The 19,371-nt window shown below is 61.3% G+C and carries 16 protein-coding genes; 13 read left to right on the top strand and 3 right to left on the bottom strand.

The features are described 5' to 3' along the window. Positions 1 to 121: 121 nt before the first annotated feature. Positions 122 to 631, bottom strand: coding sequence for a hypothetical protein (locus IF204_RS16720; protein ID WP_194098321.1), 510 nt, complete (start codon positions 629 to 631; stop codon positions 122 to 124). Positions 632 to 829: 198 nt separating this feature from the next. On the opposite strand from IF204_RS16720, the gene IF204_RS16715 reads away from it, so the two are divergent. Then, entirely contained in the window at positions 830 to 1,411 is a 582-nt protein-coding gene (locus tag IF204_RS16715) for a TetR/AcrR family transcriptional regulator (protein WP_194098320.1), read from the top strand. Here the strand turns inward: IF204_RS16715 and IF204_RS16710 are convergent, their stop codons facing one another. Next, positions 1,412 to 2,413, bottom strand: a complete 1,002-nt coding sequence (locus tag IF204_RS16710) for a substrate-binding domain-containing protein (protein ID WP_194098319.1) — start codon at positions 2,411 to 2,413, stop codon at positions 1,412 to 1,414. 232 nt (positions 2,414 to 2,645) lie between these two features. On the opposite strand from IF204_RS16710, the gene IF204_RS16705 reads away from it, so the two are divergent. The 6 genes from IF204_RS16705 to IF204_RS16680 all read left to right on the top strand — a co-directional run bounded on the left by IF204_RS16705 (position 2,646) and on the right by IF204_RS16680 (position 10,835). After that, positions 2,646 to 3,956 carry an extracellular solute-binding protein gene (locus IF204_RS16705; protein ID WP_194098318.1) on the top strand — a complete coding sequence of 437 codons (1,311 nt, stop codon included), beginning with the start codon at positions 2,646 to 2,648 and terminating at the stop codon, positions 3,954 to 3,956. Between the two features lie 64 nt (positions 3,957 to 4,020). Continuing rightward, on the top strand, positions 4,021 to 4,923 hold the full coding sequence (locus IF204_RS16700; RefSeq protein WP_194098317.1) for a carbohydrate ABC transporter permease: 903 nt from the start codon (positions 4,021 to 4,023) through the stop codon (positions 4,921 to 4,923). Continuing rightward, positions 4,923 to 5,726 (top strand): carbohydrate ABC transporter permease, encoded by an 804-nt coding sequence (locus IF204_RS16695; protein ID WP_194098316.1) that lies wholly within the window; start codon positions 4,923 to 4,925, stop codon positions 5,724 to 5,726. The genes IF204_RS16700 and IF204_RS16695 overlap by 1 nt, the downstream gene beginning before the upstream one ends. Further along, complete coding sequence (locus tag IF204_RS16690) at positions 5,723 to 8,887, top strand: alpha-mannosidase (RefSeq protein ID WP_194098315.1); 3,165 nt, start codon at positions 5,723 to 5,725, stop codon at positions 8,885 to 8,887. The genes IF204_RS16695 and IF204_RS16690 overlap by 4 nt, the downstream gene beginning before the upstream one ends. Then, complete coding sequence (locus IF204_RS16685; protein WP_194098314.1) at positions 8,880 to 9,923, top strand: ABC transporter ATP-binding protein; 1,044 nt, start codon at positions 8,880 to 8,882, stop codon at positions 9,921 to 9,923. The genes IF204_RS16690 and IF204_RS16685 overlap by 8 nt, the downstream gene beginning before the upstream one ends. Before the next feature lie 60 nt (positions 9,924 to 9,983). Further along, positions 9,984 to 10,835 carry an alpha/beta hydrolase fold domain-containing protein gene (locus IF204_RS16680; RefSeq protein WP_228069554.1) on the top strand — a complete coding sequence of 284 codons (852 nt, stop codon included), beginning with the start codon at positions 9,984 to 9,986 and terminating at the stop codon, positions 10,833 to 10,835. Here IF204_RS16680 and IF204_RS16675 read toward each other — a convergent pair. Beyond that, positions 10,816 to 11,763: a GlxA family transcriptional regulator gene (locus tag IF204_RS16675; RefSeq protein ID WP_228069553.1), complete on the bottom strand. Its 948-nt coding sequence runs from the start codon at positions 11,761 to 11,763 to the stop codon at positions 10,816 to 10,818. The two genes, IF204_RS16680 and IF204_RS16675, sit on opposite strands and share 20 nt — an antisense overlap. Positions 11,764 to 11,922: 159 nt before the next feature. Between IF204_RS16675 and IF204_RS16670 the strand changes: the two genes are divergently transcribed. The 6 genes from IF204_RS16670 to IF204_RS16645 all read left to right on the top strand — a co-directional run bounded on the left by IF204_RS16670 (position 11,923) and on the right by IF204_RS16645 (position 19,362). After that, on the top strand, positions 11,923 to 12,843 hold the full coding sequence (locus IF204_RS16670) for a BKACE family enzyme (protein WP_194098312.1): 921 nt from the start codon (positions 11,923 to 11,925) through the stop codon (positions 12,841 to 12,843). Then, positions 12,840 to 14,294, top strand: coding sequence for a carnitine 3-dehydrogenase (locus IF204_RS16665; protein WP_194098311.1), 1,455 nt, complete (start codon positions 12,840 to 12,842; stop codon positions 14,292 to 14,294). Before IF204_RS16670 ends, IF204_RS16665 begins: the two co-directional genes overlap by 4 nt. An 81-nt stretch (positions 14,295 to 14,375) precedes the next feature. Then, positions 14,376 to 15,971: an ABC transporter substrate-binding protein gene (locus tag IF204_RS16660; RefSeq protein ID WP_194098310.1), complete on the top strand. Its 1,596-nt coding sequence runs from the start codon at positions 14,376 to 14,378 to the stop codon at positions 15,969 to 15,971. Between the two features lie 10 nt (positions 15,972 to 15,981). Beyond that, a complete protein-coding gene (locus tag IF204_RS16655) occupies positions 15,982 to 16,941 on the top strand; it encodes an ABC transporter permease (protein ID WP_194098309.1) in 960 nt (319 codons plus the stop codon). Beyond that, on the top strand, positions 16,938 to 17,756 hold the full coding sequence (locus IF204_RS16650) for an ABC transporter permease (protein WP_194098308.1): 819 nt from the start codon (positions 16,938 to 16,940) through the stop codon (positions 17,754 to 17,756). Before IF204_RS16655 ends, IF204_RS16650 begins: the two co-directional genes overlap by 4 nt. Then, positions 17,749 to 19,362: an ABC transporter ATP-binding protein gene (locus IF204_RS16645; protein ID WP_194098307.1), complete on the top strand. Its 1,614-nt coding sequence runs from the start codon at positions 17,749 to 17,751 to the stop codon at positions 19,360 to 19,362. Before IF204_RS16650 ends, IF204_RS16645 begins: the two co-directional genes overlap by 8 nt. Positions 19,363 to 19,371: the final 9 nt, after the last annotated feature.

The following is a 19,371-nucleotide window of genomic DNA, read 5'->3' as shown; positions in this document are numbered from 1 at the left end:
TGCACAAAATTGACTATTTCGCTCGGAATATGCCTCTGCTGACCGGAATTCAATGGCTGACTAAAATAATCAGCTAAATGCGGCGCCCCCGAGGGGACACCGCACAGGGGACGCTATAGGATCAGGCTTCTTTGCGGCCGTTGCCGTCATAGAAGGCGATGATGATCAGCCAGACCGTCACGAGAATCGACGCCGGAGCCAGTGCCTGCATCGGCAGGAATGTCGACACGAACGTGAAACCGCCGAGGTACAGGCCGGAAATCACACCGAGGATTTGCAGCAGGCGCGAGCCACCGACCGAGGCCGAAACGATCCAGATACCTGCGAAAATGTGGCCGCCAAAACGGATCGGCGCAAAGATTTCTTCACCAATGCCGTGCATGGTCATCACGCCGACGGTCGTGTCCACAACCAGCCAGCCATAGCCCGCCGCGCGTCCCCATTCAGGGGCCGGCAGACGCGACACGAGGCCGAAGATCGCGAGGTGGAAAATGATGCCCGGATAGTCGGCCCAAGCAGGCACTTCAGGCAGGAAGAAGCACACAACGATCGGAATGAAGAGAATCGCGGCAAGACCGGCGAGGAAACGGGCGGAGGGCAGGAGATTTTCCTGTGCGGGAGTAGTATTCATGAGAAGGCTCTTTCACGAGGAGGCAGTTTCAACAGGGGACGCATGAAAAGAGGCCAAACATCGCGGCGTCACGGGAACTGGGTCTAGCGAACACCTATGTACCCCGTTACCACTAATGATGAATTAGGATCTCTTTATTTACGTTCTACATTTTTTGTAGTTTGTTTGTATTGCCTCTGTCAACGGAGTTCATGACGTATGCCCAAATTAGGTCTCACCCCTGACGAGATCCGCGCCAAAGCCATTGAAATCTCGATGGAAAAAATCCGCACTCTTGGCGTGGACAAACTCCGTCTGAGTGATGTCGCTAAATCCATGGGTGTATCCCACGCGGCGCTCTACCCGTATTTCGACGGTAAAGCGGCCCTGCTGGACGCCGTTGTGGAGCGCTGGTTGTCGAAAAGTGAGCCGCCTTTGCAGGACATCGCGGACTCTGCCGCCCCTGTCGAAGAGCGCATCGTCGATTGGTTCGTGACCCTCTACACCATCAAGCGCGAGCGCGTTCTGGGTGATAGCCAGCTTTTCACCGCGTTTGATCTGGCTGTCGTGCGCGGCACCCCTGCTGCGGGCCACCACCTCGCGCGGCTCAAGGGTCAACTGGCGGGCATGGTCGAAGAACTGAACCTCGGCCCCTCCACCGAAGAGGCGACCTCCACCCTGTTCTTTGCCACCGGCGCCTTCCACCATCCCGGCATTCTCAGTTGGATGCCCGACCTCGACCGCACGCCCGAGCTTCGCCTGACGTTGCAAGCCATGCTGAACGGCTGGCCGCGCCGCTAATCAGCCGCGATAGACCACTGGCGCGGCGAGTGTCTGCAACTCGCCCGCCGCGACACCTGCGATGCGTTGCATCAAAAGGCGCGCCAGTTCGCGGCCCGAAGCATAGACGTCCTCATAAATCCCCGTGATTTCGGGAAACAGCGCGTAGAGCAGATCGGACGTCTGTTTTGCCACCATCGGCATGTCGTCCCCGACGCTGATCCCCGCATCGCGCAGGCCCGTGGCGACCGTGATCGCGGTCAGTTCGCTGTCGCACAGGATCGCCTCGACGCCGGTGTTGGCGAGCGACAGGCCAAGTTCGCGCAGTCCGCGGATATGATCGCGCCCGCGACGCGGCCCGCTGTAAATCTCGGCTGTGATCCCGCGCTCTTCGCATTCCGCGCGGAACTGGCGGGCCAGCATGTCGTGGTTGAAAATCTCGCTCTCGGCCATCACGGCAAGGATCTGCCCCACCCCGCGATCCGCGAGCTGCTGCACAGCCATCGCGACAAAGGCCGCCGCGTCGAAGTCATGGTAGGCGTGCGGGGTAAACAGCTCCGTCCGGCCGTGGGTGACAAAGGGAAAGTCCATCTCCAGCAGCATCTTCACTCGCGCGTCCTGCGGTTCGGTGTGCGTTAGGATCAGCCCATCCACCTGCCCGCCAGATATCAGGCTCTGGATGGTGCGGTTCGTCTCTGCCCTGTCGAATTCGGGGTAGACGTTGAGCAGCAGCCCCTCTGCCCGCACCGCATCGCTGATCCCGTGAATGAGGTTGCGCGAAAACCCAACCGAGTCCTCGTGCCCGTCCAGCACGATCCCCACCGCGTTCGACCGCCCCGTCCGTAGTTTCACGCCCGCGCGGTCCGGAACATAGCCCAGCTCCTGCGCCGCTTTCATCACCTTGAGTCGCGTGTCCTCTTTGAGATTCTCGCCGCCCCGCAGCGCCAGCGACACCGTCGAAAGACTGAGCCCCGTATGTTCGGAAAGTGTTTTCAAAGTAGGGCGTTGGCGAGTTTTCAGCATCGACGGTCCAGTCTGGGAAAGCGCTGCATTGCAGAATTGCAGCGTTGCAATGAATAACAGATACACCCGTTAAACGGAAATTTTTTATCCAACGATTCAAGATATTTGCCGAAATTTTCAGTACGAAGCGCGAATTGTAACGTTGCAATAAATTCCGAACAGTGCCTACGATCAACCTATGGCGGTGGGCTGCTGTGCAAGCGTGAACCGTCCGGAGGAGGAGTAATTAGTTATGAAAAAATTTCTGACCGGGGCCGCGATCTGCGCCCTGAGCACAAGTGCAACCACGGCTTTCGCCGACGTCTCCATAATGTACCCGCAGTGGATCGCTTCGCTCGTCGAGCCCGCGATCGAACAGTACGAGGCCGACACCGGCACGACCGTCACCAGCACCGAACTGCCCGTCGATGGCTATGACCGCCGCGTGGCCGTCGATCTGGCCGCTGGTACGGCTGCCGACGTTGCGGTTCTCGACAGCTTCATGGTCGCGGAGCTTGCGTCCGCCGGCTACCTCGAAGCACTCGAAGGGCCGCTCTCGGACTGGGATCAGTTCCAGTATTATATGCCGGGCCTTCTCGATGTTGTCTCGTTCGACGGCTCCGTTTACGCCCTGCCAACCGACACCGATGTGCGGATGCTGTGGTACGACAAATCCAACTTCGAAGCCGCTGGCATCGAAATGCCGTGGCACCCCGAAACGTGGGATGACGTTCTGGACGCCGCGCAGAAGGTGAAAGACGCCACCGGCGCCGACTATGCCTTCTTGCTGCCCGCAGGCACCAAACAGGCCGAAGCCGCGACGATGCAGGGCTTCTACATGGCGATGCTTGGCGCGGACACCAAAGAGGGCGAGCGCAACCGCTTGCGCAACTGGGCCGAAGGCAAGTGGATCGGCGCAAGTCCCGCCATCACGGCGACCGCCAACCTTTATCACGAGGTCTACGTGGAGCGCGAACTAACCGAGCCGTCGATCAACTATGCGACTGACCTCTCCAGTGCGGTACGCGAGGCGCTCACCAATGACGAGATCGGCATCCTCGCCAGCGGATCGTGGGAATGGGCGTGCCTGTTCGACTGCAACGGCCTCGATGTGCCTGATAACCGTGAAGAGATCATCGGCTGGACCCCGTGGCCGGGTAGCGGCGCCGAAGGCGCGCCTGCGACCACCAATATCTCTGGCGGTTGGGCCATCGGCGTGAATGCCGGCGCAGAGGACAAAGAGGCTGCAACAGCGCTTCTCACCGCGATCTTCGACGAGGCGAACTTCAAGAAATGGACTCTCGACAATGGCCGCATGGCCGTGCGCACCGATATTTCTGAATCGCCCGAATACATGGAGAACGCGTTCCTCGCCCAAGCGACCGAGCTTGCCGCGACCACCACGGGCCGCGACACCTACCCTGGTTATCAGGTGGTCTCTGCGCTGGTGCAGGACATGACGGGCGCCATTCTTGACGGCGTCGATCCCGAGGATGCCCTCGAGGAATATCACGATGCTCTCGTCGACGAGTTCGGCGAAGAAAACGTGATGACCCTCGAATAAGCGCAGCGGCGGGCAGGACCTCCCACCTGCCCGCCACCCTTCTTGAGCGATCGGAATTCCTGTCATGCAGAAGAGCGGTAAATCATGGGTCAGCCCATGGCTGTCGGGCTCCGTGCCCGTCCTGATCGTCGCGGCGATACCTGCGCTGATCTTTGTCGGCGTGCTGCTATATTTCACAGGCTGGGCGCTGATGTTCAGCTTCACCAACCTCGAACTTTATGGGCGTAAGGCGACCGAGTGGTCGTTTGTCGGGCTGGATAATTATGAACGCCTGTTCACGCGGCGCGGCTTTCTCGAAAGCCTTTGGACCACGCTGAATTTCACGTTCTTTTCGGCCATCATCGGGCAGAGCATCCTAGGCTTCACCCTCGCGGCAGTCCTGCGGAATAGGTACGGCGGCGTGCGGTCGGTGCTCGAGGTTTCCCTGATGCTCGGCTGGCTGCTTCCCGATATCGTCGCCGCCTTCCTGTGGTCAGCGACCACCAGCAAAACCGGCCTCGTCAACCAGCTTATCGTTATTCCGCTGGGGATGGAGCCGGTCAATTTCCTCAACGATTACGCGCTGCCGGTCGTGATCCTCGCGAATATCTGGAAGGGCACGGCGTGGTCCTATCTGCTTTATTCCGCAGCGCTCGATAACGTCAGCAAAGAGGTCGTCGAGGCGGCCAAAGTGGACGGCGCGAACGCATGGCAACGCACCCGCCGCGTGATCCTGCCGATCATCAAGCCGCACATCGGAACGAACCTGCTGTTCATCACGATCTGGACGTTCACCTACTTCCCTCTGATTTACGCGCTGACTGGCGGCGGTCCGGGTAGCAAGACCGAAGTCCTGTCGATCTTCCTTTATAAACAGAGCTTTGGCATCGGCAAACTCGGCTACGGCAGTGCGATTTCGGTCGCGATGCTGGTGATCGTCGGCGTGATGTCCCTGTTCTACCTGCGACTGCTGAAGGAGCCGGAGTGATGAACAATTCCCGCACTCTCAACATCGCGCTGGCCTTTATGGCGGTGATCTGGGTCAGCCCGTTCGCGTGGCTCCTGTCCACCGCTGTCGACCCCATCGCCACAGGCCAACTGCGGTTTCCGAAGGAGCTGGGCTTCAGTAATTTTGCCCAAGCGCTGACGGGCGAGTCCCTTCTACAACTTTGGAATTCGCTGTTCATCGCGGGCGGCACGGCCACGCTGACGCTCATTGTGGCGTCGGGGTCAGCCTACGCCCTTTCGCGCCTCAAAATCCCTGGTCGCAACGCATTCCTGTGGTCGCTCGTGCTGCTGCGGATGCTGCCGCCGACAGGTATTCTGGTGCCGATCTACTTCGCCGCGCAGAGCGTCGGTCTGCTCAATAACGTCGGCATCATCGTCGCGCTGACGGTGCTCAACCTGCCCTTCGCGATGCTACTTCTGAAGAACTTCTTCGACACTGTTCCTGTCGAGCTCGAAGAAGCGGCGCATGTCGAAGGCGCGTCGCTCGCCACCATTTTGCGGCGCGTGGTCCTGCCAATCTCCAAAGCGGGCCTCGCCGTCGTGTGGTTCTTTACGTTCACATCCGCATGGAACGAATTCTTGTTTCCGCTGCTCTTTTCGCGGACCGAGGATGCCTTTCCGATGTCGATGGGCCTCTATTCCGCTTTCGGGCGAAACGGGTCGATCCAGTACGGATTTCTCGCAGCTTTCTCAATCATTTACGCAACGCCCGCCGTGGCCGTCTATTTTCTCCTGCGCCGGAATATGAACACCGGATTTGCAGGGGTCGGAGTCAAAGGATGACATACAGCACCCCCCTCAAACAAAAGCTTGCCCTGACCACGGATGACGTCAAACAGGAGGGCAAGCTTCAGCGCCTTCTGGACGATCTGAAGGACAAGATCCTCCAGCCCGTGAGTGGCGAGATCGCGTGGCATTTTCATGAAGCCGATCTGGAAACGTCGTTTGCCCTGACCGCCGACTGGCGCAACTGGCCCTCCTTCGATCAGCGCACCGTCTGGTCGAAAAAGCAGGGCAACACATGGTTCGCGGCAGAGATTACCGTGCCCGAGGATGCTGCGGGCAAAGTGTTTCTGCTGCGCTTCACCTCGCAATGGCAGGAACGGCCCGGCTCGACCGATCCGCAGTGCCTCGCCTACCTTGATGGCGAGATCACGCAGGCGATCGACGGCAACCACAACGAACTCGTCATCATGCGCGACGCCGTACCGGGGACCAAGGTCGTGCTGCACGTCGATGCGTTTACCTTCTTTGACCGTCCGCTGGCGGGCTTCCGCGTCGATTATCTGGTGCGCAACGAAGAGGTCGAAAAGCTGTTCTACGACCTGCGCACGCCCTTCGATGTCGCCTCGCGCCTGCATCAGACCGACAACCGCCGCCATGCCATTTTCAACATCGTTGACCGCGCGCTCAGGGCGCTGGATCGGCGCGGCAACGGGCTGACTGAGGGGCTGCAAGGCTCCATCGCGGAGGCAAAGGCCATCGCGCAGGAAATCTATGACATGGAGGACACCAGCGCCAAGCCGTCGGTCGTCGCCTTCGGTCATACCCACGTCGATATCGCGTGGCTCTGGCGGGTGAAACATACCCGCGAAAAAGGCGGGCGGAGTTTCGCTACCGCGTTGAATATGATGAAGGAATATCCGCAGTACAAATTCATGTACAACCAAGCGGTGCTCTACGATTTCATCAAGCGCGACTATCCGGTGCTGTGGAAAGGCATCAAGGAAGCCGTCAAACGCGGGCAGCTGGAAATCGACGGCGCGATGTGGGTGGAGCCTGACGCGAACATCGTTTCGGGCGAGAGCATGATCCGTCAGATCATGGTCGGCCGCCATTTCCACCAGACCGAATTCGGGGTCACGCCGACTTGCGTCTGGCTGCCTGATACCTTCGGCTATTCCGCGAACATGCCGCAGATCATCCAGAAATCCGGCCTCGATTATTTCATCACGTCCAAGCTGTCGTGGAACGACACCGACAAACACCCGTTCGACACGTTCTTCTGGCGTGGCATCGACGGGACGGACACCAAGGCGCACCTGCTCGTCGCTCAGGATTTCGAGAGCGAGGAAATCTTTACCACCTATAACTCCGACCTCTCGGCCAGTCAGGTCATGGGCGGCTGGAAACGCTATGAACCAAAGGCCATCCACCCCGAACTCGCCATCTGCTACGGCTGGGGCGACGGTGGCGGCGGTCCTACCCGCGAGATGGTCGAGCGCGGCACCCGCATGGAAAAAGGCATCCCCGGTGCGCCGCATGTGAAGCTCGAAGGTCTGCGCGATTTTCTGGACCGTATGGGCGGCGCGATGACCGAGAACGCGCCGAAGTTCCCCCGCTGGAATGGCGAGCTGTACCTGCAATACCACCGCGGCACGCTCACCACGATCGCCCGCACGAAGCGCAACAACCGCAACGCCGAACGCGCCATGCGCGAGCTGGAATATTTCGCCTCGCTGGCGGCGGCGACGAAGGGTGCGAGCTACCCGAGCGAGGACCTCGACCGTCTGTGGAAGGTGGTGCTGATCAACCAGTTCCACGACATCCTTCCCGGCACCTCGATCCCCGAAGTGTACGAGGACACCGACGCCGAATATGCCGCTTTGTTCAGTGAGCTCGACAGTACCCAAGGCCCTCTGGCACAAGCGGAAAACACGCTGCGCACCAGCGGCGCGCGGGTCTATAACCTCACGGGTCAGACCCGCAACGGCGATCTGGTCAGCCTGCCCGAAGGCACCGCTGGTATCAGCACCGGCGGCACCACAGAGCCTGTCCAGACCATCCACCGCGCCGACGGCACGAGCGAACTTGTTGCCCCCGTCCACGGCCTAGGCTCTCAAGGATGGACCGGGATCGCGAAGGCCGATGCGCCCGCGAAAACCTCCGGCCTGTCAGTCTCCAAAACGCACCTTGAGAACGACCGCGTTGCCATCAAGTTCGACGATCAGGGCCAGATCACCTCGGCCTACGACAAGGTTCGCTCCCGCGAGCTCATCAAGGCAGGCGAGGTCGCCAACGCGCTCGTCGCTTACGAGGACAAGCCGATGGAGTGGGACGCGTGGGACATCGACTGGTATTTCGAGGAGCAGTTCTGGCCCCTCGACACCACCAGCGTCGAGGTCATCGAAGAAGGCCCCCACCGCGCCGCGATCAAGGTCGTCCGCCACTACGGCGCATCGACTGTCACTCAGGTGATTTCATTGCAGGACGACGCCGCGATGGTGGAGTTCGACACCCATATGGACTGGCACGACAAACACACCGTGCTGAAGGCGCAGTTCCCGTTCGATCTGAACGTCTCCGAAGTCCGCTCGGAAATCCAGTTCGGCCACGTCACCCGCGCCACCCACCGCAACACAAGCTGGGACAAAGCGCGTTTTGAGGCGTCGATGCACCGCTGGGTGGACATGTCCGAACCCGATTTCGGTGCGGCGCTGCTCAACGACTGCAAATACGCCTACGACGCCCACGAACAGACGGTTCGCCTGACGCTCGTGCGCAGCCCCGCTTTCCCCGCGCCCGACGCGGACGAAGGGCTGCATTCGGTGCGCTACGCCCTGATGATCCACGACGGTCTCTCCGATCTGGAAACCGTCCACCACGCGGCGGAGCGGTTCAACAACCCGATCAAGCTGATGGGCGATCTGACGGACACGGCGGAGGATGCCTTCAGCCTCGCCGAGGTGACAGCTGTCAACGTGACAGTCGAGGCTGTGAAACAGGCCGAAGACGGCTCTGACCTCGTGCTGCGCCTCTTCGAGCACGCCAACCGCCGCGCCAGCGCACAGGTAAAATTCGGCCTGCCGATCAAGTCGGTGCGGACCGCCAACCTGATGGAAGAAGAACGTTCGGACCCGCTGGAGATCACAGACAACGCCGTCACGCTCGACTTCCGCCCGTTCGAGATCAAGACCATCATTGTGGAGGTCGACAATGGCTAATCTTGCACTCCACAGTGTCGAAAAAACCTTCGGCGCGCTCAAGGTCATCAAGGGCATCGACCTCGACATCCGGAATGGGGAGTTCATCGTCTTTGTCGGCCCGTCGGGCTGCGGAAAATCGACCCTGTTGCGGATGATTGCGGGGCTGGAGAACGTCTCTGGCGGGACGGTCGAAATCGGCGGGAAGGTGATGAACAACACCCCCGCCCCGCAGCGCGGCATCGCGATGGTATTCCAGAGCTACGCCCTCTACCCGCATATGTCGGTGCGCGAAAACATGTCCTTCGGGCTGGAGCTGTCCAAGACGCCAAAGGCCAAGATACAGGAGCGCGTCGATATCGCGGCGGGCATTCTTCAGTTGGAGCCTTACCTCGACCGGTCCCCGCGCGAACTTTCTGGCGGTCAACGTCAGCGCGTCGCCATCGGGCGGGCCATCGTGCGCGAGCCGGAGGTGTTCCTGTTCGACGAGCCGCTCTCCAACCTCGACGCCGCCTTGCGCGGGCAGACGCGGGTAGAGATCGCGCGGCTTCATGCGCGGCTGGGGACGACGATGATCTATGTGACCCACGATCAGGTGGAGGCGATGACCCTCGCCGACCGGATCGTCGTGCTGAACGGCGGCGAGGTCGCACAGATCGGCACGCCGCTGGAGCTTTACCGCAATCCCGCGAACGCCTTTGTCGCGGGGTTCATCGGCGGGCAGCAGATGAATTTCCTCACGCCCGCGCAGGCAGCGCAGGCGTTGCCGGAGACTGCGCTACGAGACGGCACCGAAACCATTGGCATCCGCCCCGAGCACCTGCAACAGGTCACAAGCGGCGGGATCGAGGGGACCATTGATGTGGTGGAGGAGTTCGGTGAATACGCGCTCTACCACATCACGCTGGATGGCGATGCGCTGCCGTCGGTGACGTTCAAAAGCGCCGCCACGGGCGTTGGCGCGATGGGTGACCGCATCCACCTGCGCGCCGATCCGCAGCATATCCACGCGTTCGACGCGGCCGGCCTCGCTCTGTCGGTGCCGACACGGCACTAACCGCTCTTGCCTCAGCGGCGCTTTCGTGGTGGCTTCAGGCCGAAAAACGAAGGTGCCGCTTTGGATTGCGCCAGTTACCTCTCCCCCGAAATCCTCGCTTTCATCGCGGAGACGGACAGCTTTTACCCGCCCGATGTGCCCGTCGATGATGTGGAGGGGCAGCGCGCGGTCTACAACCGCATGTGCGCGCATTTCCACGCGGGCCGGCGCGAGGGATTGGCGGTCGAGGACACAGTAATCGCGGGTGTTCCCGTGCGCATCTATGGGACCGGCGACAAGACGATCTTGTTTGCGCATGGCGGCGGGTTCGTGCTTGGCGGACTTGATAGCCATGACGACACCTGCGCCGAGATCGCGGATCGCACGGGAATGCGGCTGGTGGCCATCGACTATCGCCTCTCGCCCGAACATCTGCATCCGGCAGCCTATGAGGACATCACGGCAGTGGCCGAGGCGCTCGGCCCGGTGGTGCTGGTCGGCGATAGTGCAGGCGGGACGCTCTGTGCGACGCTGGCGGGAACGCGGCCCGATCTGCCGATGCTCGGTCAGGTGCTGATCTATCCGATGCTCGGCATTCAGCGGAGCGGCGGCAGTTTCGACACCCACGCTCATGCGCCGATGCTGACCGCCGCCGATCTGGAGTTCTACGGCAGCGTCCGTGGCGGCGACCCCGAAGACCCGCGTCTGGTGCCCGCAAAAGGGCGGCTTGATGATCTGCCGCCAACGCATCTGTTTCCCTGCGAATGCGATCCGCTGTGTTCGGATGCCGAAGCCTTCGCCGCACGGACGGGGGCGCAGGTGACGGTGCAGACGGGCCTTGTGCACGGCTGGCTGCGGGCGCGGAACGTGAACGATCACACCCGCGCGTGCTTCACCCAGATCATCAATGCTATCAGTGGGTTTGGCGGCTAGTCGGCCTGTTGCCGTGGGATTTGCGGACGGGATGGCCGAATGCTTTGCGGAACGCTTTGCTGAGTGCCGAGGCATCCGCATACCCGCAACGCAAGGCGATTTCTCGCAGGTCGTATTCCGAATTCGACGCCAGTTCCCGCGCATGTGACAGCCGCACCATCTGGTAGTACTGACCGGGGGACAGCGACAGTTCGGACTGGAACATGCGGTTCAGCGTCCGCACGGTGAGGCCCGCGCGATCGGCGATGTCTTCGAGCTTCAGCGGGGTTTCGATCGTTTCCACCATCAGGTTCATCACCTGCCGCAGACGCGACGACCCCCTGCCCTGCAAGCGGTTCGGCCCGCGTCCTGCCATCTGCTGACGTTCGGCGTCGTGCAGGAACATGGTCGAGGCGAGGAACGCGCTTGCGGGGCCGAAGGTTTCGGCGATGTAGGCGAGCATCATCTCGAGCGCGGTAGAGGCCCCGCCGCAGGTCCAGAATTTGCCGCTGCGCACGAAGCGGTCGTAGCTGACGTTCACCTGCGGAAATTCCTCGGTGAAGTCGGCGATGACGGCCCAGTGGATCGTGCCGGCCTCCTCGTTCAGAAGGTCGGCAGAGGCGAGAATCCAGCTCGCCGTGTCCGCGCCGATGACCAGATCGGACTTGCGCGCGAGGCGGCTGATAAGCGCCAGATTCTCGGGCTTCGAATGCTCGCGGTAGCTGTAGCCGCTGATGACGACCAGCAGATCGAAGCGCCCCGTATCCCCGCCAGAATCCGGCGCGATGCTCAATCCGCTAGAGCTTTTCGCGGGCTGTCCGTGGGGTGTTGCTATCTCCCAGCTCAGGTCATCGTGGCCCTGATCGCGCACGGCACGAAGGGGCTCCAGCAGGCACGAAAGCACCATGTTGGAGAATCCGTCGAAAAGCAGAAACCGGACGTTGGGCATCGAAAATAGGCCGTATTTGACAACTTAATGGCAGGATATGACATTACACTCCGTTTGTCTGCCCCTAGCATCCCCTGTCATGGCGGTCGTGATGCACATTCTCTTGTGCGTTGACGGCACCGCCATGAGGCACGACGCAAGACGGCACAGGAGTTTTTGATGCCATTGGCCATGAACAAAGAAGTATTCATCACCTGCGCGGTGACCGGCTCTGGAGCGACACAGGATCGCTCGCCGCACGTTCCGCGTAGCCCGGCACAGATCGCGGAAAGCGCGATCGACGCGGCGAAGGCAGGTGCTGCAATCGTTCATTGCCACGTCCGCGATCCCGAGACCGGAAAGCCGTCGCGTGACCTCGCTCTCTACCGTGAAGTCACCGACCGTATCCGCGACGCAGAGGTCGATGTGGTGCTGAACCTGACCGCAGGCATGGGCGGCGATATCGTGTTCGGTTCGACCGAAGCGCCGTTCCCGCTCAACGAGGCCGCCACCGACATGGTCGGCGCAACCGAGCGTATGGCGCACGTCGCCGAATGCCTGCCCGAGATTTGCACACTCGACTGCGGCACGATGAACTTTGCCGAAGCCGATTACGTGATGACCAACACCCCCGGTATGCTGCGCGCTATGGGCGGGATGATGACGAAACTGGGCGTGAAGCCCGAGATCGAAGCCTTCGACACCGGCCACCTCTGGTTCGCCAAGCAACTGGTCGAAGAAGGCACGCTGGAGCCGCAGGCGCTGGTGCAACTTTGCATGGGCGTTCCGTGGGGCGCGCCGAACGATCTGAACACCTTTATGGCGATGGTGAACAACGTGCCCGCAGACTGGAACTGGTCGGCGTTCAGCCTTGGCCGTGACCAGATGCCGTATGTGGCCGCGTCGGTTCTGGCAGGCGGCAACGTTCGTGTGGGCCTTGAAGACAACCTGTGGCTCGGCAAGGGCCAACTGGCGACCAACGCGCAACTGGTGGAGCGCGCCGTGACCATCACGGAGAACCTCGGTGCCCGCGTGATCGGGCCCGCCGAAGTCCGCGAAAAGCTTGGCCTGACCAAGCGTGCTCCGCAGGTGAAAGCATGACCCGTACAGCAGCAATCATCGGTGGCGGCGTCATCGGCGGCGGTTGGGCCGCGCGTTTCCTGCTGAACGGCTGGAACGTCAACGTCTTCGACCCCGATCCCGAAGCTGAGCGCAAAATCGGCGAGGTTCTTGCGAACGCCCGCCGCGCCCTACCTGCGCTTTATGACAACGCGATGCCGGACGAAGGGGAACTGAAATTCTTCTCCGACATGGGCGAGGCGGTGGCGAACGTCGACTGGGTGCAGGAAAGCGTGCCCGAACGGCTCGACCTCAAGCACAAGGTACTGGGCGCTCTGTCCGATATGGCGCCTGATACGGCGGTCATCGGCTCGTCCACGTCGGGCTTCAAACCGTCCGAACTGAACGCGGAAGGCGCACGCGCCATCGTCGCCCACCCGTTCAACCCCGTCTACCTACTGCCGCTGATCGAACTGGTTGGCGAGGCGGAACGCACTGGAAAAGCGGCGGAAATCCTACGCGGCATCGGGATGTTCCCGCTCACCGTTCGCAAGGAAATCGACGCGCATATCGCTGACCGCCTGCTCGAAGCCGTCTGGCGCGAGAGCCTCTGGCTCGTCAAAGACGGCGTCGCGACGACCGAGGAAATCGACGAAGCAATCCGCATGGCATTCGGCATCCGTTGGGCGCAGATGGGTCTGTTCGAGACCTACCGCATCGCGGGCGGCGAGGCTGGTATGAAGCACTTCATGGCCCAGTTCGGCCCCTGCCTGTCGTGGCCGTGGACCAAGCTGATGGACGTGCCGGAGTTCACCGACGAACTGGTGGACCTCATCGCGGGTCAATCGGATGAACAATCGGGCCATATGTCGATCCGCGAGCTGGAACGCCTGCGCGACGACAACGTGGTCGGCATGATCCGCGCGCTCAAGCGCAGCGGCTCGGGCGCTGGCGGCGTGGTCAAGGCGCACGATGCCAATCTGCTGACAAACGAGACCAAAGACGGCCTGCCCGTGACCGCGCGCCGTCAGGTTCCCGCAAGCTGGACCGATTACAACGGCCACATGAACGAAACCCACTACCTTGAGGCGTCATCGCTTGCCACGGATCGCTTTATGGCGATAGTTGGTGCAGATGAGAGTTACATCGCATCGGGCAAAAGCTATTTCACTGTGGAAACCCACATCCGATATCTCGACGAAGTACACGCAGGTGACAAACTGACTGTCACCACCCAAGTGATGGGCGGCGAGGGCAAGAAACTGCACCTCTTCCATCGTCTGTGGAACGGCGAGTCTCTCGCTGCGACCGTCGAGACGCTTCTGCTGCACACCGATCTGAATACCCGCCGGACCTGCCTGCCCGAAGAGGCAGTGGCAAAGGCGGTTGCTGCATACGCTGAAGAACATGCCGGCAAAGACGCCGATGGCCACGGCAGGCATGTAGGTCAGCGCCAGGCGGCAGCATCTTCACCGGAGGGCGCTGTCACCTAAGGCCGTCCCCTCCCATCCGGGGGCGGTCCCAAAGCCCGATTAACGGGTGGCCGAATAACGAAATAAAAACAGGGATCTGAAATGACAAAACATAATCATGAACCGCGCACCTATCAGCGTTTCGCCCCGAAGAAGGGCCTGACGCGTCGTGAACTTCTGAGCCGGGCCAGTGTGCTCGGCTTTGGCGCATTTGCAGCTGTGAACATGCCGTTCAGCTCTGCCATGGCGCAAGAAGTCGTCAAGGGCGGCACGCTGAAGCTCGGCCTCGGCGGCGGCGAGAGCACTGAATCGCTCGATCCGGCACTGGCGCTGGCGCAGGTTGCCTTCCACGTCACCCGTACCTTCGGCGAAACCCTCGTCGACGTGAACGCTGACGGCTCGCTGGACATGCGTCTGGCCGAAGACATCTCGTCGAGCGAAGACGCGAAGACCTGGACCTTCAAGATCCGCACCGGCGTCAAATTCCACGACGGCAGCGAAATGACCGCGGACGACGTTCTGCAAACCATGCTGCGCCACTCGGACGAAGACTCGAAGTCGGGCGCTCTGGGCATCATGCAGGGCATCGCCAACATGTCGGTCGACGGCAACGACTTCATCGTCGAACTGTCCGAAGCCAACGCCGACCTTCCCTACCTGATGTCGGACTACCACCTCGTAATCCAGCCGAACGGTGGCCGCGACAACCCCGCTGCCGGTATCGGTACCGCAGCCTACAAGGTCGTCGAAGCAGAGCCGGGCGTGCGTTACGCGTTCGAGAAGTTCGAAGACTGCTGGGACCAGACCCGCGGCAACTTCGACCGCGTTGAAATCGCTGTCATCAACGATCCGACCGCCCGTAACGCGGCACTCCAGTCGGGTCAGGTGCACATCATCAACCAGGTTGCGCCGAAGGTTGCTGGTCTGCTCGGCCGTGCGCCGGGTCTGTCGATCAAGACCGACTCGGGCCGTGGTCACTACGTGTTCATCATGCACTGCGACACCGCACCGTTCGACAACGCCGACCTGCGTATGGCGCTGAAGTATGCGATCAACCGCGAAGAGATGGTCGAGAAGATCCTTCAGGGTTACGGCAGCATCGGTAACGACTTCCCGATCAACGCGGCCTACCCGCTGTTCGACGACAGCATCCCGCAGCGTACCTACGATCAGGAAAAAGCACGCGAGTACTACGAGAAGTCGGGCCATGACGGCTCGCCGATCGAACTGCGCGTGTCGGAAGTCGCCTTCCCGGGTGCCGTCGACGCAGCCCAGCTGTTCCAGGAAAGCGCCAAGGCATGTGGTATCCCGCTCGAAATCGTGCGCGAGCCGGCTGACGGTTACTGGTCGGAAGTCTGGAACGTGAAGCCGTTCTGCGCATCCTACTGGAGCGGCCGTCCGGTTCAGGACCAGATGTACGCCACCGCTTACCTCTCGACCGCTGACTGGAACGACACCCGCTTCAACAACGAAGAGTTCGACGCACTGCTCGTCAAGGCGAAGGGCGAACTGGACACCGACACCCGCAAGGCACAGTACTCGGAAATGGCCGAGATCCTGCGCGACGAAGGCGGCTTGATCCTGCCGATGTTCAACGACTTTGTCGAAGGCGTCCGTGACGAAGTTCAGGGCTGGGAAAAGTCCGGCGTTTGGGAAGTCATGAACGGTCTCGCACCGCACAAGTGCTGGCTGGCCTGAGGCCGGCCGCATGAACTCACTTGTGGTTAAACTGTTGGTCCAGCGAATTTCGCTGGGCCTTCTGCTCATTTTCCTCGTGTCGATATTGATCTTTGTCGGCACGCAAATCCTTCCGGGGGACGTCGCACAGTCGATCCTCGGTCAGACGGCGACGCCTGAATCGCTCGCGAACCTGCGCGAAGAGCTTGGCCTCAACGTCCCTGCCTACCAGCGCTATTTCTCGTGGCTCGGCGGTGTCCTTCAGGGCGACCTCGGCACCTCGCTGACGAATGGCCGTGATATTGCGACCTCGATCGGAGAGCGCCTCGGCAACACGCTGTTCCTTGCCGCTTGGGCTGCCGTCATCTCCGTTCCGCTCGCAATCACGCTCGGCCTCGTTTCGGTTCTCTACCGTGGTCGCTGGCCCGACAAGCTGATCTCTGCCGTCACGCTCTCGGCCATTTCGATCCCCGAGTTCATGATGAGCTACATCCTGATGTACTTCGTCGCGGTAAAGCTCGGCTGGGCGCCGTCGGTGGCGATGCTCAACAGCAGCATGGGCTTTTGGGACAAGCTCCACGCCATCACGCTCCCCGTTGCAGTGCTCGTTTTCGTGGTCCTCGCGCACATGATGCGTATGACCCGCGCGGCGCTGCTGAACGTGATGCAATCGGCCTACATCGAAACCGCAGAGCTGAAGGGCATCCCGCGGCTTCAGGTGATCTGGCGCCACGCGTTCCCGAACTCCATCGCGCCGATCGTCAACGTGGTCATGCTCAACCTCGCCTACCTCGTTGTGGGTGTGGTCGTGGTCGAGGTGGTCTTCGTCTACCCCGGCATGGGCCAGTACCTTGTGGACCACGTTGCCAAGCGTGACGTGCCTGTCGTGCAGGCGTGCGGCCTGATTTTCGCGGCGGTTTACATCCTTCTGAATATGTTTGCGGATATCGTTTCGATCCTCGCAAACCCGAGACTGAGGCATCCGAAATGAGGCGTGTACCATTCCCCGCCCTGATCGGGCTTCTTATCACTACCCTGTTCCTTCTGTGCGCGATCTTCGCGCAGTGGGTGGCCCCCTATAGCGTCAGCGAAATCGTCGGCGATGTGTGGGAGCCCGCGTCGGCAGAGCATCTCTTGGGCACCGACAACATCGGTCGTGACCTGCTGTCGCGCCTGATCTGGGGTGGCCAGACGACGATCTTCGTCGCCATCGCCGCAACTGTGGTCAGCTTTGTCACCGGCTCTGTGCTGGGTCTGTTCGCTGCCGTGATCGGTGGCTGGATCGACCAGCTTCTGTCGCGGTTTGTCGACCTGATCATGGCGATCCCGACGCTGATTTTCGCGCTTGTCGTGCTGTCGGTCATGCCGGTCACGCTGCCTGTGCTGATCCTCGTGATGGGCCTTCTGGATTCCACCCGTGTGTTCCGCCTATCCCGTGCCGTCGCCAGCGATATCGAGGTTATGGACTACGTCGAGGCGGCCCGTCTGCGCGGCGAGGGCCGTGCGTGGATCATTTTCCGCGAAATCCTTCCCAACGCTCTGTCGCCGCTCGTCGCGGAAGCAGGGATGCGCTTCATCTTCATGGTGCTGTTCGTGTCCACTCTGTCGTTCCTCGGCCTTGGCGTTCAGCCGCCCGCAGCCGACTGGGGCGGGATCGTGAAGGAAAACAAGGACGGTATCGTCTACGGCATTCCGGCGGCCCTGCTGCCTGCCATCGCGATTGCCGCACTGGCGATTAGCGTCAACCTCGTCGCCGACTGGGTGCTCGACCGTACCTCGTCGCTGAAAGGAGGCCGCAATGGGTAACCTGCTGGAAATCAACAACCTCAAGATCGAGGCGACCAGTTATCCGCCGGGCGAGCCGCCCCAGCGGATTACCATCGTGGACGGCGTGTCGCTCGCGCTGGAAAAGGGCAAGGTGCTTGGCCTCATCGGGGAATCCGGTGCAGGCAAGTCCACCATCGGCCTCTCTGCCATGAGCTACGGACGCGGCGGGATCGAACTGACCGAGGGGGAGATCATCCTCAATGGTCGCGACATCCGCAACGCCAAGTCCGGCGTTCTGCGCAAGCTGCGGGGGGCCGAAGTGACCTATGTGGCGCAATCCGCCGCTGCGGCCTTCAACCCTGCCAAACGGCTGATGGAGCAGGTCATTGAGGCCACGCTCTACCACGGTAAGGCCAGCAAAGCCGAAGCCGAGGCGCGTGCCGTCGATCTGTTCCGCAAGCTCGGCCTGCCCGAGCCCGAAAACTTCGGCGACCGCTACCCGCACCAAGTGTCGGGTGGTCAGCTTCAGCGCGCGATGACCGCGATGGCGCTGTGTCCGCAGCCCGATCTGGTGATCTTCGACGAGCCGACAACCGCGCTCGACGTGACCACGCAGCTTGGTGTTCTGGCCGCGATCAAGGCCGCGATCAGTGATCAGGGCGTTGCGGCGCTTTATATCACGCACGACCTCGCGGTCGTGGCCCAGATCGCCGACGACATCATGGTTCTGCGCCACGGCAAGACGGTCGAATACGGCACCACCGAGCAGATCATCACCGCCCCGCGCGAGGAATACACTGCTGCGCTCGTTTCGGTGACGGCCAAGGATCACACCGAAAAGGTCAGCGATGACAAACCGGTGCTCGAAGCCTCAAACCTCCATGCCCGCTACACCGGCATGGACCGCGAGGTGCTTTCGGACATCAACATCGCGATCCAGCCCGGCACCACGCTGGCTGTCGTGGGGGAATCCGGTTCGGGTAAATCCACGTTGGCGCGCGTGATCACGGGGCTTCTGCCGCAGATCAAGGGGCGCGTTACCTTTGACGATCGCGAACTTTCGCGTGACCTCAAGGGCCGCAGCCGCAACGATCTGCGCGAATTGCAGATGATCTACCAGATGGCGGACGTCGCAATGAACCCGCGCCAGACCGTCGGCACGATCATCGGCCGTCCGCTCCAGTTCTATTTCGGCATGAAGGGCAAGGAACTCCGCAACCGCGTGGTCGAATTGCTCGACGAGATCGAACTGGGCGCAGGCTTTATCGACCGCTATCCGGCAGAGCTTTCGGGCGGCCAGAAGCAGCGTGTCTGTATCGCCCGTGCCCTCGCGGCCAAGCCGAAGCTGATCATCTGCGACGAGGTGACCAGCGCACTCGACCCGCTGGTGGCTGACGGAATCCTGCGTCTTCTCAAGGATTTGCAGGACCGCGAGCATGTGTCCTACATGTTCATCACCCACGACATCGCCACCGTTCGCGCCATCGCCGACAGCATCGCCGTGATGCACCTCGGCAAGCTGGTACGCTACGGTCCGAAGTCGAAGGTGCTCGCGCCGCCGTTCGACGACTACACCGACAAGCTGCTGAAATCGGTGCCGGAAATGCGGCTCGGTTGGATGGAAGAAGTCCAGCAGACGCTTTGAATGGAAAGG

It is taken from the genome of Marivivens aquimaris (assembly GCF_015220045.1).
GTDB classification, from domain to species: Bacteria; Pseudomonadota; Alphaproteobacteria; order Rhodobacterales; family Rhodobacteraceae; genus Marivivens; species Marivivens aquimaris.
This window is presented reverse-complemented; position numbering and strand designations above follow the sequence as displayed.

Excerpts from the sequence above, each read along its gene's own strand:
- IF204_RS16720 (WP_194098321.1), bottom strand. The coding sequence starts at position 631 with ATGAATACTACTCCCGCACAGGAAAATCTCCTGCCCTCCGCCCGTTTC.
- IF204_RS16715 (WP_194098320.1), top strand. The coding sequence starts at position 830 with ATGCCCAAATTAGGTCTCACCCCTGACGAGATCCGCGCCAAAGCCATT.
- IF204_RS16710 (WP_194098319.1), bottom strand. The coding sequence starts at position 2,413 with ATGCTGAAAACTCGCCAACGCCCTACTTTGAAAACACTTTCCGAACAT.
- IF204_RS16705 (WP_194098318.1), top strand. The coding sequence starts at position 2,646 with ATGAAAAAATTTCTGACCGGGGCCGCGATCTGCGCCCTGAGCACAAGT.
- IF204_RS16700 (WP_194098317.1), top strand. The coding sequence starts at position 4,021 with ATGCAGAAGAGCGGTAAATCATGGGTCAGCCCATGGCTGTCGGGCTCC.
- IF204_RS16695 (WP_194098316.1), top strand. The coding sequence starts at position 4,923 with ATGAACAATTCCCGCACTCTCAACATCGCGCTGGCCTTTATGGCGGTG.
- IF204_RS16690 (WP_194098315.1), top strand. The coding sequence starts at position 5,723 with ATGACATACAGCACCCCCCTCAAACAAAAGCTTGCCCTGACCACGGAT.
- IF204_RS16685 (WP_194098314.1), top strand. The coding sequence starts at position 8,880 with ATGGCTAATCTTGCACTCCACAGTGTCGAAAAAACCTTCGGCGCGCTC.
- IF204_RS16675 (WP_228069553.1), bottom strand. The coding sequence starts at position 11,763 with ATGCCCAACGTCCGGTTTCTGCTTTTCGACGGATTCTCCAACATGGTG.
- IF204_RS16670 (WP_194098312.1), top strand. The coding sequence starts at position 11,923 with ATGCCATTGGCCATGAACAAAGAAGTATTCATCACCTGCGCGGTGACC.
- IF204_RS16665 (WP_194098311.1), top strand. The coding sequence starts at position 12,840 with ATGACCCGTACAGCAGCAATCATCGGTGGCGGCGTCATCGGCGGCGGT.
- IF204_RS16660 (WP_194098310.1), top strand. The coding sequence starts at position 14,376 with ATGACAAAACATAATCATGAACCGCGCACCTATCAGCGTTTCGCCCCG.
- IF204_RS16655 (WP_194098309.1), top strand. The coding sequence starts at position 15,982 with ATGAACTCACTTGTGGTTAAACTGTTGGTCCAGCGAATTTCGCTGGGC.
- IF204_RS16650 (WP_194098308.1), top strand. The coding sequence starts at position 16,938 with ATGAGGCGTGTACCATTCCCCGCCCTGATCGGGCTTCTTATCACTACC.
- IF204_RS16645 (WP_194098307.1), top strand. The coding sequence starts at position 17,749 with ATGGGTAACCTGCTGGAAATCAACAACCTCAAGATCGAGGCGACCAGT.